The 12,914-nt window shown below is 73.3% G+C and carries 12 protein-coding genes; 6 read left to right on the top strand and 6 right to left on the bottom strand.

All coding sequences use genetic code 11. The features are described from left to right. The first annotated feature begins 10 nt into the window (after positions 1 to 10). Entirely contained in the window at positions 11 to 3,859 is a 3,849-nt protein-coding gene (locus ACWEFJ_RS28730) for a trypsin-like peptidase domain-containing protein (protein ID WP_449715632.1), read from the top strand. Here the strand turns inward: ACWEFJ_RS28730 and ACWEFJ_RS28725 are convergent. Then, a complete protein-coding gene (locus tag ACWEFJ_RS28725; RefSeq protein ID WP_378091432.1) occupies positions 3,856 to 4,143 on the bottom strand; it encodes a hypothetical protein in 288 nt (95 codons plus the stop codon). The genes ACWEFJ_RS28730 and ACWEFJ_RS28725 overlap by 4 nt on opposite strands. After that, on the bottom strand, positions 4,140 to 5,021 hold the full coding sequence (gene mca, locus ACWEFJ_RS28720) for a mycothiol conjugate amidase Mca (protein ID WP_378091430.1): 882 nt from the start codon (positions 5,019 to 5,021) through the stop codon (positions 4,140 to 4,142). The genes ACWEFJ_RS28725 and mca overlap by 4 nt, the downstream gene beginning before the upstream one ends. A 110-nt stretch (positions 5,022 to 5,131) precedes the next feature. On the opposite strand from mca, the gene ACWEFJ_RS28715 reads away from it, so the two are divergent. Next, positions 5,132 to 5,542 carry a DUF4307 domain-containing protein gene (locus tag ACWEFJ_RS28715; RefSeq protein WP_378091428.1) on the top strand — a complete coding sequence of 137 codons (411 nt, stop codon included), beginning with the start codon at positions 5,132 to 5,134 and terminating at the stop codon, positions 5,540 to 5,542. 185 nt (positions 5,543 to 5,727) lie between these two features. Further along, complete coding sequence (greA, locus tag ACWEFJ_RS28710) at positions 5,728 to 6,222, top strand: transcription elongation factor GreA (RefSeq protein ID WP_233814179.1); 495 nt, start codon at positions 5,728 to 5,730, stop codon at positions 6,220 to 6,222. A 57-nt stretch (positions 6,223 to 6,279) separates the two neighbouring features. On the opposite strand, the gene ACWEFJ_RS28705 is transcribed toward greA, so the two are convergent. Then, a complete protein-coding gene (locus tag ACWEFJ_RS28705; RefSeq protein WP_449715631.1) occupies positions 6,280 to 6,774 on the bottom strand; it encodes an Lrp/AsnC family transcriptional regulator in 495 nt (164 codons plus the stop codon). Positions 6,775 to 6,849: 75 nt separating this feature from the next. On the opposite strand from ACWEFJ_RS28705, the gene hppD reads away from it, so the two are divergent. The 3 genes from hppD to ACWEFJ_RS28690 all read left to right on the top strand — a co-directional run bounded on the left by hppD (position 6,850) and on the right by ACWEFJ_RS28690 (position 8,731). After that, positions 6,850 to 8,031 carry a 4-hydroxyphenylpyruvate dioxygenase gene (gene hppD, locus ACWEFJ_RS28700; RefSeq protein WP_449715630.1) on the top strand — a complete coding sequence of 394 codons (1,182 nt, stop codon included), beginning with the start codon at positions 6,850 to 6,852 and terminating at the stop codon, positions 8,029 to 8,031. A 160-nt stretch (positions 8,032 to 8,191) separates the two neighbouring features. Continuing rightward, positions 8,192 to 8,422 (top strand): hypothetical protein, encoded by a 231-nt coding sequence (locus ACWEFJ_RS28695; RefSeq protein ID WP_378091422.1) that lies wholly within the window; start codon positions 8,192 to 8,194, stop codon positions 8,420 to 8,422. Between the two features lie 36 nt (positions 8,423 to 8,458). Further along, positions 8,459 to 8,731 carry a DUF2277 domain-containing protein gene (locus ACWEFJ_RS28690; RefSeq protein ID WP_378091420.1) on the top strand — a complete coding sequence of 91 codons (273 nt, stop codon included), beginning with the start codon at positions 8,459 to 8,461 and terminating at the stop codon, positions 8,729 to 8,731. Between the two features lie 289 nt (positions 8,732 to 9,020). On the opposite strand, the gene ACWEFJ_RS28685 is transcribed toward ACWEFJ_RS28690, so the two are convergent. The 3 genes from ACWEFJ_RS28685 to ACWEFJ_RS28675 all read right to left on the bottom strand — a co-directional run bounded on the left by ACWEFJ_RS28685 (position 9,021) and on the right by ACWEFJ_RS28675 (position 12,846). After that, complete coding sequence (locus ACWEFJ_RS28685; protein WP_378097003.1) at positions 9,021 to 10,172, bottom strand: cystathionine gamma-synthase; 1,152 nt, start codon at positions 10,170 to 10,172, stop codon at positions 9,021 to 9,023. 82 nt (positions 10,173 to 10,254) lie between these two features. After that, positions 10,255 to 11,325, bottom strand: a complete 1,071-nt coding sequence (locus ACWEFJ_RS28680) for an RDD family protein (RefSeq protein ID WP_449715629.1) — start codon at positions 11,323 to 11,325, stop codon at positions 10,255 to 10,257. Between the two features lie 150 nt (positions 11,326 to 11,475). After that, entirely contained in the window at positions 11,476 to 12,846 is a 1,371-nt protein-coding gene (locus tag ACWEFJ_RS28675; RefSeq protein ID WP_378096997.1) for a cystathionine beta-synthase, read from the bottom strand. Positions 12,847 to 12,914 lie beyond the last annotated feature (68 nt).

Raw genomic sequence — 12,914 nt, 5'->3', positions numbered from 1 at the left:
GTCGGTGGTCGTGCGCGCCAGCTACCGGGAACGCCCGCCCTGGTTGGCCCGGGTGGGTGACGCCGGCGCCGGCGTGCTCGTCGCGCCCGACCTCGTCCTGACGTGCGCGCACGTCGTGCCGGACGACCACGTGCACGTGGCGCTGGTGCACCTCGGGGTCGAGGTGGCCGCCACGGTCGAGTTCCGGGACCCGGTCGAGGAGGGCGACCTGGCCGTGCTGCGGCTGGCCGCGCCGGTGCCGGGGGCGGTCCGCGCGCCCCTGCGCGCGCCCGCCGCGCTCGGCGATCACCCGTACGTGGTGCAGGGGTTCGCGGGCGGGCACCACACCGAGTCGCGCGGGCGGCTCGGCGGCCGGGTCGGCCCGAACTGGGTGCAGCTGGAGCACACCTCCGGCCACCGCATCGACCGCGGGTTCTCCGGCGCGCCCGTGTGGGACGACGTGCTGCACGCCGTGGTGGGCATCGTCGTCACGGCGCACCCGGCGGTGGGCGGCGGGAACCTCGTCCCGGTCGAGGAGATCGTCCGGCGGTGGCCGCCGGCCGCCGACCACACCGGCTGGCGCGTCGACCTGGACGACGCCTTCGACACCCACTGGCTGCCCCGGGCGCGCGGCGTCGAACCGCACGAGCCGACGGACGTGTGGCACTTCGTCGGCCGCCACCGGGCGTTGACCGAACTCGCGCTCTACCTGGGCGGACCGGCCGACGGGCGGGTGCGGGCCGTGGTCGGCGGGCCGGGCAGCGGCAAGAGCGCCGTGCTCGCGCGGACGGTCGTGCTGGCCGACCGGGCGGCCCGGTCGCTGGTGCCCGCGGACACCCTGCCGCCCGACGTCGCCCTGCCCCCGGTCGGCGGCGTCACGGTCGCCGTGCACGCCCGGGGCCGGACGCTCGCGGACGTGGTGCGCGCGATCGCCGACGCCGCCGAGGTCGACGCGGCCGACCCGACCGAGCTGCTGCGGCGGTGCGGCCCGGTGTCGGTCGTGGTGGACGCGCTGGACGAGGCGGCGGGCGACGCGCCGGAGGCCATCGCGACCATGCTGAGCCGCCTCGCCGCGCACGGCGACCGGCACGTCGTGGTCGGCACGCGCGTCGGCGTGCGGGGCGCGCTGCCCGCCCGGCTCGGCAACCCCGTGGTGCTCGACCTCGACTCCGGGTCCTACCTCGACCACCGGGACGTGGTGCGGTACGCGGAACGCCGGGTCGGCGACCCGGCGCGGGCGGCGGCGATCGCCCGGCACGCGGGCGGGAACTTCCTGATCGCGCAGCTGGCGTGCCTGACCGGCGCGCGGCGCCTGCCGACCAGCGTCGCGGCGGCCGTCGACGACTACCTGACCGTGCGGTTCGACCGGCCGAGGGTGGCGCGGGACCTGCTGGCGCCGCTGGCGTTCGCCCAGGGCGCGGGCCTGCCGGAGGGGCCGCTGTGGCTCGACCTGGCGAACGCGCTGAGCGCCGGCTCCTACACCCCGCACGACCTGCGCGAGGTGCTCACGTCCGCGGCGGGCTACCTGGTCGAGCAGGCGGGCGGCACGTTCCGGCTGTTCCACCAGGCGTTGGACGACGCGTTCCGGGCGGGGCGGCCCGGCGCGGAGCCGGTGGTCTACGAGACCCTGCGCCGCCGGGTCGACCGGTGGGAGGACGCGCCGGAGTACGTCCGCGAGCACCTGGCGCACCACGCCGCCGCGGCCGGCCGGCTGGACGAGCTGGTGGAGGACGTCGGCTTCCTCGTCGTCGCGCCGACCGGGCGGCTCCTGCCGCACCTGCCCCACGTGGCGTCCGCGCGGGCCAGGGCGCACGCCCACGTCTACCGCAAGGCGGGCCACCACCTCGCCGACCTCGACGTGCCCGACCGCGCGGCGCGGCTCGCCCTGACCGCGCGGCAGCTCGGGTTCCCGGGCCTGGCCGACCGGCTCGCCGGGCGGTTCACCCTGCCGTGGCGCGCGGACGTGCTCGCCTGGCGCGGCGAGGAGCCGCACCAGGTGCTCGCGCAGCTGCTCGCGTCGGCCGACGTGGGGTTGTGGCTGGACGCGGCCGGCGAGCCCGGCGCGTTCGAGGTCAACCACGACCGGGTGGTGCTGCACCGGTTCCGGGACTACCGGCTCGACCCGGTGGCGGAGGTCGCCGGCGAGGCGGTCGAGCACCACCAGTGGCTCTCCCGCGCGGTGACCGACGACGGGGAGGTCGCGCTGACCGTCGCGGACGGCGCGCTGCGCAAGTGGTCGCTCGCCGACGGGCCGCGGGAGACCGGGGCGCTGGAGATCGGCCCCGCCGCCGTCTCGGGGGGCGTGGCGGCGGCCGGGAGGCTGTTCGCCGCCCTCACCCGCCAGGGCACGCTGCGCCTGGTCGACTGGACCGGTGACGCGCCGGTCGTGCTCGACCGGGTGGACACCTCCGACGAGATCCTGTTCCGCCCGCCGGCGCTGGGCGTCCAGGACGGCGTGGTGTTCGCGGTCACCCGGAGCACCACGGGGCTGTCGCTCTACCGGGTGACGGACGACCGGCTGGTGCGGGTCGGCCCGCGGGTCCGGGTCGCCTGGCGGCAGGAGGGCACCTGGTTCGTCACCCGTCCGGACGGCCGCCTGCTGCTCCTGTGCCGCGAGGACACCGACCTCGCCTGCTTCGGCGTGACCGACCGGGGGCTGATCCGGGAACCCGGGCTCGCGGGCGTCGCGCCCACGGCGGTCGCGGAGGGGCGGCTGCCCGGCGGCGAGGTGGTCGTGGCGACGGCGGACGTGGTCGGCGTGTCGGCGTGGTGGCTGCGCGACACCCTCACCCCCGCCGGGCCGACCGGGCGCAGCCGGGAGGCGGGCGTGCGCGCGCTCGCCGTCGGTACCGGCCCGGAGGGACGACCGGTCGTGCTGTCGGCGGGGACGGACGGCCGGGTCCGCCTGTGGGAGTTCGACCGGGACGCGCCCGAACCGGAGGCCCCGCCGCCGTGGGACGCGTCGCGGCACCTCCCGGCCACGCGGCTGTTCCCGACCGGTGACGGACGCCTCGCCGCGATCGGCTCGTCCCGGGACGGCTCCACGGCCGCCGTGCTGGTCGAACCGGGGCTGCCGCCGCTGGCGGCCGGGCTCGGCCGGCGCACGCACGAGGACCGGATCACCGACGTCGCCGTCCACGGCGACACCGTCGCCGCGCAGACCGCCTCCGGGGTGCTGGAGGCGTGGGTCCGGCGCGGGGCGCGGCGGCGACGCGTGGCCACCGGCTTCCTCGGCGCGTCCGGCATGTGGTCCGCGATCGCCGTGCACGACGGCCGGGTGGTGGCGCACCTGGACGGCGCGGGACGGATCCGGTGCTTCCGGCCGAGGTGGGGGCGGTTGCGCGAGTTCGCGCGCAGCGCCGACACCCTCGTGGACGAGTACCCCGGGCCGACCCAGGGGGCCTTCCACCGCGCCGCCGGCGGGCCGAGGCTGCTCGCCACCCACCGGCGGGGGCTGCTGCTGTTCGCCGTGCCCGCGCGGGGTGGGCTGCCGCTGCTCGCCACGTCACCGGAGCCGGTGCAGCGGTTCGCGCTCGACCACGGCGACGAGCCGGTGGTGGCCACGCTCTCCGTCGGCCGCACCGCGCGGGTGGCGGTGCACGCGCTGACCGGTGACGCGTTCACGCCGTGGGCGACGCCCTGGCCGGTCACGACCACGGCGGCCGCCGAGGTGGCGCTGGCCGTGCGCGGTGGGCAGGCGTTCGTGGCGGTCGGCGACGGCAACGGCCGCCTGGCGGTGTGGTCGTGCCCGCGCGGCGGCCGGGCCCGCCGCCTGCTCGGGACCGACCTGGACTCGGGGGTCGTCAACCTGGCCTGGCGGCCCGACGGCCGCCTGGTGGCGTGGTGCCGCTCCGGGGTGGTGGAGCTGGCCTTCGGCTAGTCCTGCTCGCCCTTGCCCTTGCCGTTGCCGGCCTTCGCCTCCGGCTCGGCGTCGGACCGGTCGGCCGGCTCGTCGAAGGACGCGGGCAGCTTCCTCAGGTGCTTGTTCATCGACTTGACCAGGAAGAACACGGCGATGAAGAACAGCACCAGCATGAGCAGGCCCAGCGGGGAGGACTTGCCGAAGTCCTCCTGCTGGCCGCCCGGGTCCTTGTCGGTGGACGGCTGCTGGGCCAGGACGACCGCCGTGGTCTGCTCCCACGGGATCGGGTCGAACGAGGTCACGCGGTCACCCTCTCACGGACGCCCGCGAACAGGTCGTCCTCGGGCACGGTGCTGTCCACCAGCGACCGCGCCAGCTCGTACTCCTCCGTCGGCCACACCCTGCGCTGCAACTCGCGCGGCACGGCGAACCAGCGGCTCTCCGGGTCGATCTGGGTGGCGTGGGCCTTGAGGGCCTCGTCGCGCACCGGGAAGTAGTCGGCGCACTCGACGCGCGTGGTGACCCGCTCGATCACGTCCGGCTTGTCGGTGGGCCAGCTCGCCAGCCACTCGGCGTACGGGGACTCCAGGCCCTCCGCCAGCATGGCCTCGTGGAAGGCCAGCAGCTTGGCCCGCGAGAAGCCGTGCGAGTAGTACAGCTTCAGCGGCTGCCACGGCTCGCCCAGCTCGGGGTAGCGCTCCGGGTCGCCCGCCGCGTCGAACGCGGCCACCGACACCTCGTGGCAGCGGATGTGGTCGGGGTGCGGGTAGCCGCCGTTCTCGTCGTAGGTGACGATCACGTGCGGCCGGAACTCGCGGATCACCTCGACCAGCTTCGGCGTCGACTCCTCCAGCGGGACCAGCGCGAAGCAGCCCTCGGGCAGCGGCGGCAGCGGGTCGCCCTCGGGCAGGCCGGAGTCCACGAACCCGAGCCAGCGGTGCTGCACGCCCAGGATCTCGACCGCGCGGGCCATCTCGGCGCGCCGCAGCTCGGTGATGTTCGCCAGCACCTCGGGGCGGTCGAGGGCGGGGTTGAGCACGCTGCCGGCCTCGCCGCCGGTGCAGGTCACGACCATCACCTCGTGACCCTCCGCGACGTAGCGGGCCATCGTCGCGGCGCCCTTGCTCGACTCGTCGTCGGGGTGCGCGTGCACCGCCATCATGCGCAGCTTCTCAACCATGACGGTGGTGCTCCTCCTCGCCCCTGCCGAACCGGTCCGGTCCGGTCCCTGCGACACTCAACGCGGTGGTCGAGGGACATTGTTCCCCACGGGCGGGAGGGCTTGGCACAGTGGCACTGCCGGAGGGTCGGTACGGCAAGCCCCGCAGGCCCCTGCCCCGGTGGGCGCGCTGGTCACTGCCCGTGATCGCGGTGCTGGTGGGCGGGGTCGTCGCCTGGGTGGGCTACCGCAACCTCGGCACCATGCCCGTCGAGGCCAAGCAGACCGCGTTCACCGTCCAGGGCGACGACTCGGTCGAGATCACGTTCGAGGTGGTCAGGCAGACCCCGGAGCAGCCGGTCGTGTGCATCGTGCGCGCCCGGTCCGAGGACGGCGACGAGGCGGGCCGGCGCGAGGTGCTGGTGGAGCCCGGAGCGGGCACGGTGCGGGCCACGACCGTGCTGAGGACGTCCAAACCGCCGGTCACGGGCGAGGTGTTCGGCTGCTCCTACCAGGTTCCGGCGTACCTGTCCACGAGGTAGCGGCCAAGCGGGTGATCTGCGGCTTTACCGGCCGATCCGGGAACAAAACGCCGGGGGCGAACGTTCTCCGCGTGTTACTCTGGCCTTTCAGCACGGCCCCGACGCGGGCCGTGTTTTTCCGTTCCGGGCTGGTGCGCCCGGGAACTGCCAGCCCACGCCGTGGGCCGGAGCAAGACGAGGAGTTGGTGACCGTGAGCGACACTGAGGTGACCTGGCTGACCCAGGAGGCCTACGACCGGCTCAAGGCTGAGCTGGACGAGATGATCGAGAATCGCCCGGTCATTGCTGCGGAGATCAACGCGCGTCGCGAGGAGGGTGACCTCCGGGAGAACGGCGGGTACCACGCGGCCCGCGAGGAGCAGGGCAAGCAGGAGGCCCGGATCCGCCAGCTGCAGGAGCTGCTGCGGGTCGCCAAGGTCGGCGAGGCGCCGACGGTGACGGGCGTCGCGGCGCCCGGCATGGTGCTCACCGTGCGTTACGACGGGGACGACGAGACGGAGGAGTTCCTGCTCGCCACCCGTGAGGAGGGCGCGCACGGCGCGCTCGAGGTCTACTCCCCCTCCTCGCCGCTGGGCAAGGCGTTGCTCGGCGCGAAGGAGGGCGAGGCCCGGGAGTACGAACTGCCCAACGGCAGCACGATGAAGGTCACGCTGATCAAGGCCGTGCCGTACTCCGGCTGACCCCCAGACACCGGGAGGGCGGCCACCACGCGGGGTGGCCGCCCTTCTGCTGTCGCGTCACGTGATGCGTTCCAGCAGGGGCCGCACGCGGGGCGGGACGGGGGTGGACAGCGCGATCGACGAGGACAGCCGCTGCACGCCCGGCACGTCCACGATCGAGTCGATCACCCGCTGGAGGTCGGCGTTCGACCGGGCCACGACCCGCACGAACAGGTCGCCCTGCCCGGTCGTGGCGTGCACCTCGCACACCTCGTTGATCGCGGCCAGGCCCTCGGTCACCTCGTGCCGCCGGCCCTGCGCGATCTCCAGCACGGCGAACGCGGTCAGCCCGTAGCCCATCGCGGCCAGGTCGAGCGCGGGCGGGAAGCCCGTGAGCACGCCGCGCGCCACCAGCCGGTCGAGCCGCGCCTGGACCGTGCCGCGGGCCACGCCGAGCCGGCGCGAGCACTCCAGCACCCCCAGCCGGGGCTCGTCGGTGAGCAGCAGCAACAGCCGGGCGTCCAGGGCGTCGACGACGTGGTCAGAGTGTTCAGCTTGCGCGTCGGAAGCCATGAACCACTGTACAAAATGACCAGTGAATCGAGCGACTGTTGCTCAGCCTGCCCAGGCTTGCACATGCTGTGAGGTATGACGCAGCAGCTTGACGACGTGAGCTACGACCAGCTCCGCCAACTCGTGGGCCTGGTCGACTACGACGGGACGCGCGACCCGTTCCCCGTCCGCTCGATGGACGCCGTGGTCTTCGTGGTCGGCAACGCGACCCAGACCGCCTGGTTCTACCAGGTCGCCTTCGGGATGCAGCTCGTCGCGTACGCCGGACCGGAGACCGGGCAGCGGGACCACAAGTCGTTCGTGCTCAAGTCCGGCTCGGCGCGGTTCGTGATCAACGGCGGGGTGAGCCCGGACAGCCCGCTGCTCGACCACCACCGCAGGCACGGCGACGGCGTGGTGGACCTCGCGCTGGAGGTCGCCGACGTCGACCGGTGCATCGAGCACGCACGCGCCCAGGGGGCGACCGTGCTGGAGGAGCCGCACGACCTGACCGACGAGCACGGCACCGTCCGGGTCGCGGCCATCGCGACCTACGGCGAGACCCGCCACACCCTGGTCGACCGGTCCCGCTACCGCGGGCCGTACCTGCCCGGCTACGAGGCGCGGGAGAGCACGGTCGTGCGGCCCGAGGGCGCGCCCAAGCGGTTGTTCCAGGCGGTCGACCACTGCGTGGGCAACGTCGAGCTCGGCAGGATGGACTACTGGGTCGAGTTCTACAACCGGGTGATGGGCTTCGTGAACATGGCGGAGTTCATCGGCGACGACATCGCCACCGACTACTCGGCGCTGATGAGCAAGGTCGTCTCCAACGGCAACCACCGGGTGAAGTTCCCGCTCAACGAGCCGGCGGTGGCGAAGCGGAAGTCGCAGATCGACGAGTACCTGGAGTTCTACGAGGGCGCCGGCGTGCAGCACATCGCGCTGGCGACCAACGACATCGTGGCCACCCTGACCGCGATGCGGGCGGCCGGCGTGGAGTTCCTGGAGACGCCGGACTCGTACTACGACGACCCGGAGCTGCGGGCGCGCATCGGCGAGGTGCGCGTGCCGATCGAGGTGCTCAAGGAGCACCGCATCCTGGTCGACCGGGACGAGGACGGCTACCTGCTCCAGATCTTCACCAAGCCGATCGGCGACCGGCCGACCGTGTTCTACGAGCTGATCGAGCGGCACGGGTCGCTGGGCTTCGGCAAGGGCAACTTCAAGGCCCTGTTCGAGGCGATCGAGCGCGAGCAGGAGCGCCGGGGCAACCTCTGACGCGTCCCCGACCGCCGCGGGCGGTCGGGCAGCGGGCCGGTCCGGGAACCCCCGGGCCGGCCTTTCGCGTTCGGAACGGTGATGATGCCCGTACCAGGCGCGCCGGGACCGGTACGCTCGGTGCGGGGTTGTCTCACACCACATTCACCTGGAGGGTGGCATGGCGCTCGCGGCACGGGTCACCGCGGTGCTCCCGCTCGTCGGGGCGGTCGCCACGGCCGTGGCGCTGACCGGCGCGGCCTTCTTCACCGTGGCCCACGCGGGGTGCTCGGACCCGGGTCGGTTCGTGGACCGCGACGGCGCGGTGCAGTTCGTCGGCGGGTGCGTGGACGGGCAGGACCTGCCCGCCGTGACGCGGGTGGAGAATTCGCGGTACGACGTGCAGCCGTGACTTGGGCCCCGGCGGTTCCGGGGTGATAGTGGAGCCATGTGTCGCAACATCAGGGTGCTCCACAACTTCGAACCGCCCGCCACCGAGGACGAGGTCCGTGCGGCGGCGGTGCAGTACGTGCGCAAGGTGAGCGGGTCGACGCGTCCGTCGGCGGCGAACCAGGAGGCGTTCGACGCGGCCGTCGAGGCGGTGGCCGAGGCCACCCGCGTGCTACTCGAATCCCTGGTCACCCACGCCCCGCCCCGCGACCGCGAGGTCGAGGCCGCCAAGGCCAAACAACGCGCCGCCCTCCGCTACAACCGCACCTGACCCCGCGTGCCCTACCTCCGAACCGCGTGAGTCCACCCTTCGCGTCGCGCGTGTCCTACGTCCAGAACGCGCGTGTCCTACGTCCAGAACGCGTGAGTCCAACGCTCGGAACACCCGAGTCCAACGCTCGGAACACCCGAGTTGAACGTTCAGAACGCCACGGCCCCCGCGCCCGAGGTGGTCGGGCGCGGGGGCCGGGTGTTCCGAACGTTGAATTCGGGTGTCCTGAACGTAGGACTCACGCGTTCCCGACGTAGGACACGCGCGGGCTGGGCGTTGGGCTCGCGGGTCAGGAGAGGGCGGTCAGCAGGTCGGTGACCAGGTCGTCGGCGGACTCGATGCCCACGGACAGGCGGATCAGGTCGGACGGGACCTCCAGCAGCGAGCCGGCGGTGCTGGCGTGGGTCATGCGGCCCGGGTGCTCGATCAGCGACTCCACGCCGCCCAGCGACTCGGCCAGCGTGAACAGGCGGGTGCGGGCGCAGACGGCCAGCGCCGCCTCCTCGCCCCCCTCCACGGTGAACGAGATCATCCCGCCGAACCGGCGCATCTGCTTCGCCGCGACCTCGTGGCCGGGGTGGTCGGGCAGGCCCGGGTAGTACACGCGGGTGACCCTGGGGTGCCGCAGCAGCGCCTCGACGACCTTCTCGGCGTTGTCCGAGTGCTTCTCCATGCGCAGTTCGAGCGTCTTGATGCCCCGCAGCGTCAGCCACGCGTCGAACGGCCCCGGCACCGCGCCCGCGCCGTTCTGCAGGAACCCGAACTGCGCGTCCAGCTCGTCGTCCGACGTGACCAGCGCCCCGCCGACGACGTCCGAGTGACCGCCCACGTACTTGGTGGTCGAGTGCAGCACCACGTCCGCGCCCAGCTCCAGCGGCGTCTGCAGGTACGGCGAGGCGAACGTGTTGTCCACCACCAGCCGCGCCCCCGCCGAGTGCGCCACCTGCGCGAGCAGGGCGATGTCGGCGATGTTGAGCAGCGGGTTGGTCGGCGTCTCGATCCAGACCACCTTGGTGTTCGGCCGGATCGCCGCACGCACCGCGTCGACGTCGGACAGCGCGGCCGGGGTGTGCTCGACGCCCCAGTGCGACAGCACCTTGTCGATCAGCCGGAACGTGCCGCCGTAGGCGTCGTTCGGGATCACGACGTGGTCGCCGGGACGGAGCATGGCGCGCAGGGCCGCGTCGGTCGCGCCCATGCCGGAGCCGAACGCCCTGGCGTGCCGCCCGCCTTCGAGCGCCGCCAGGCACTCCTCCAGCGCGGCACGGGTCGGGTTGCCGGTGCGGGAGTACTCGAACCCGCTCCGCAGCCCGCCGACGCCGTCCTGCGCGTAGGTAGAGGTGGCGTGGATCGGCACGATGACCGAGCCCGTGGTCGGGTCGGGGTCCTGCCCGGCGTGGATAGCCCTGGTCGCGAAACCGTAGTGGCCGGTGTCCGTCATGCGTCTAGGGTACGGCGGCCGAAAAATCAACCGCCCGTCGACCGGATGGCCGACGGGCGGTCGGGTGAACAGGCGGGCTACCTCACCACTGCTGGGGCGGCTGCTGGCCGTACGGGTTCTGCTGCTGCGGCTGGCCGTACGGGTTGGACGCGGGCGGCTGGCCGTAGGGGTTCGGCTGCTGGCCGTACCCGCCCGTGCCGGGGTAGCCGCCGGGGCCCGCGGCCTGGGGCGCGTTGACCACGACCGTGCCCATGATCTTGTCGGCCCACGTCTGCTTCTTGACCTCCCACAGGGGCGCGAACCAGCCCGCGTAGCAGGGCAGCGAGTCGACGAAGTGGCACAGGTGCCGGACGAAGGCGTTGCCGAAGCCGATCGGCTGCCCCGTCTCCTCCTTGATCAGCTTCACCTTGGCGATCTTCTTGCCCATCGACTGCCCCGTGGTCCCCGCCAGGTACCACGAGTTGTAGATGATGAAGCCGATCAGGCCCAGGTACGCGATGCCGCTCAGGATCAGCGCGATCGTCGGGTCGCCGCTGACCCCGCCGATGAACGCCAGGATGCCCACGACCAGGCCGGGCGCGGCGTAGTCGATCAACGCGCCGACCGCGCGGCTGCCCCACTCCGCGTAACCGCCGGCGGGCGCGCCGTAAGCGGGCTGCGCGCCGTAGCCCGGCTGCGCGCCCCACGCCTGCTGCGGCTGGCCGTACGGGTTGGCCACCGCGGGCTGGCCGTAGGGGTTGGACGGCTGCTGCTGCGCGTACGGGTTCGCCTGCGGCTGGCCGTACGGGTTGGACGGCGGCTGCTGCCCGTACGGCTGCTGGCCGTACTGCGCGGGCGGCTGCTGCCCGTAGGGCGGCGGCTGCTGGGCCGGGAACCCGCCGGAGCCCGGCTGCTGCGCCGGCTGGCCGTAGGGGTTCGACGGCGGCTGCTGCCCCGTGCCCGGCGCCACGACCTGCGTCGCGTCCGGGTTCGACGGGGGCTGCTGGCCGGACGGCACGACCTGGGTCGCCTCCGGCGGCGGGAAGGCAGGCGGCTGGCCACCGCTCGGCACGACCTGCGTCGCGTCGGCGTTCGGGGGCTGGGCACCCTGCCCCTGCTCCTGCTGGTTTTGACCGCCGAACTGCTGGTTCCCTGGCGGCTGCGGAGCGTTCATCGGAGTTTCCAACCCCCTTGGCACGGGCCGTAGGTACGTGAGTCGGTGGCCAACGCTAGCGGATGCGACCGCCCTGGCCACGCGCAACCGGTCAACGCGTCCCGATCCCCGATGACGATCGGGACACGTCGACGTCGGTCGAACAACCGGTCAGCGACCTGCGAGGAAACCCAGGATGTCCTGCCGGGTGACCACCCCGGCGGGCTTGCCGTCCTCCAGCACGAGCGCACCGTCCGCTGAGGACAGTGCCTGCATGGCCGAGCTGATCGACTCGCCCGCGCCGATCGTGGGCAGCTTCAACGACATGTGCCGGTCGAGCCGGTCGGTCAGCTGGGCCTTGCCGGTGAACAGCGCGTCGAGCAGGTCCCGCTCGTTGACCGCGCCCGCGACCTCGGCCGCCATGACCGGCGGCTCGGCGTTGACGACGGGCATCTGGGAGACGCCGTACTCGCGCATGATCGCCACGGCCTCGGCGACCGTCTCGTTGGGATGGCCGTGCACCAGGTCGGGCACGGTGCCGTCCTTGCGCCGCAACACGTCGCCGACGGTCGCGCCGGACGTGTCGGGCGACAGGAAGCCGTACTGCGCCATCCACTTGTCGTTGAACACGCTCGACAGGTAGCCGCGGCCACCGTCGGGCAGCAGCACCACGATCACGTCGTCGGGGCCCGCGGTCTCGGCCACGCGCAGCGCCGCCGCCACGGCCATGCCGCACGAGCCGCCGACGAGCAGCCCCTCCTCGCGCGCGAGCCGGCGGGTGATCTCGAACGAGTCCGCGTCGCTCACCGCGACGATCTCGTCGCACACCGTGCGGTCGTAGGCGTCCGGCCAGAAGTCCTCGCCGACGCCCTCGACCAGGTACGGCCGGCCGGTGCCGCCGGAGTAGACCGAGCCCTCCGGGTCCGCGCCGATGATCTTCACGCGGCCCTCGGAGACCTCCTTGAGGTACCGGCCGGTGCCGGAGATCGTGCCGCCGGTGCCGACGCCCGCGACGAAGTGCGTGACCCGGCCCTCGGTCTGCCGCCACACCTCCGGACCCGTGCCGTGGTAGTGGCTGGCCGGGTTCTCCGGGTTGGCGTACTGGTTCGGCTTCCACGCGCCGGGGATCTCGGCCACCAGGCGGTCGGAGACGTTGTAGTAGGAGTCCGGGTGCTCGGGCGCGACCGCGGTCGGGCACACCACGACCTCCGCGCCGTACGCCTTGAGCACGTTGCGCTTGTCCACGCTGACCTTGTCCGGGCAGACGAAGACGCACTTGTAGCCCTTGCGCTGGGCCACGAGCGCCAGGCCGACGCCGGTGTTGCCCGAGGTGGGCTCGACGATGGTGCCACCGGGCTTCAGCTCGCCGCTGCGCTCGGCCGCCTCGACCATGCGCAGCGCGATGCGGTCCTTCACGCTGCCGCCGGGGTTGAGGTACTCGACCTTGGCGAGGATCAGCGGCCGGAGTCCCTCGGCCACCGCGTTGAGCTTCACCAGCGGCGTGTTGCCGACCAGGTCTACGACGCTCTCGACGTACTCCACGACGGACCTTCCACTTCTTGAGAGGACGCGCTGAGCGTATATCGGTGGCGCGGCGTCCGGCCCGGTGG

The organism is Actinosynnema sp. NPDC004786 (assembly GCF_053601135.1).
The sequence above is the reverse complement of the archived record's forward strand: the minus strand, read 5'-3'. Positions and strand labels throughout refer to the sequence as shown.

Excerpts from the sequence above, each read along its gene's own strand:
- mca (WP_378091430.1), bottom strand. The coding sequence starts at position 5,021 with ATGGTTGAGAAGCTGCGCATGATGGCGGTGCACGCGCACCCCGACGAC.
- ACWEFJ_RS28705 (WP_449715631.1), bottom strand. The coding sequence starts at position 6,774 with ATGGCTTCCGACGCGCAAGCTGAACACTCTGACCACGTCGTCGACGCC.
- hppD (WP_449715630.1), top strand. The coding sequence starts at position 6,850 with ATGACGCAGCAGCTTGACGACGTGAGCTACGACCAGCTCCGCCAACTC.
- ACWEFJ_RS28695 (WP_378091422.1), top strand. The coding sequence starts at position 8,192 with ATGGCGCTCGCGGCACGGGTCACCGCGGTGCTCCCGCTCGTCGGGGCG.
- ACWEFJ_RS28690 (WP_378091420.1), top strand. The coding sequence starts at position 8,459 with ATGTGTCGCAACATCAGGGTGCTCCACAACTTCGAACCGCCCGCCACC.
- ACWEFJ_RS28685 (WP_378097003.1), bottom strand. The coding sequence starts at position 10,172 with ATGACGGACACCGGCCACTACGGTTTCGCGACCAGGGCTATCCACGCC.
- ACWEFJ_RS28680 (WP_449715629.1), bottom strand. The coding sequence starts at position 11,325 with ATGAACGCTCCGCAGCCGCCAGGGAACCAGCAGTTCGGCGGTCAAAAC.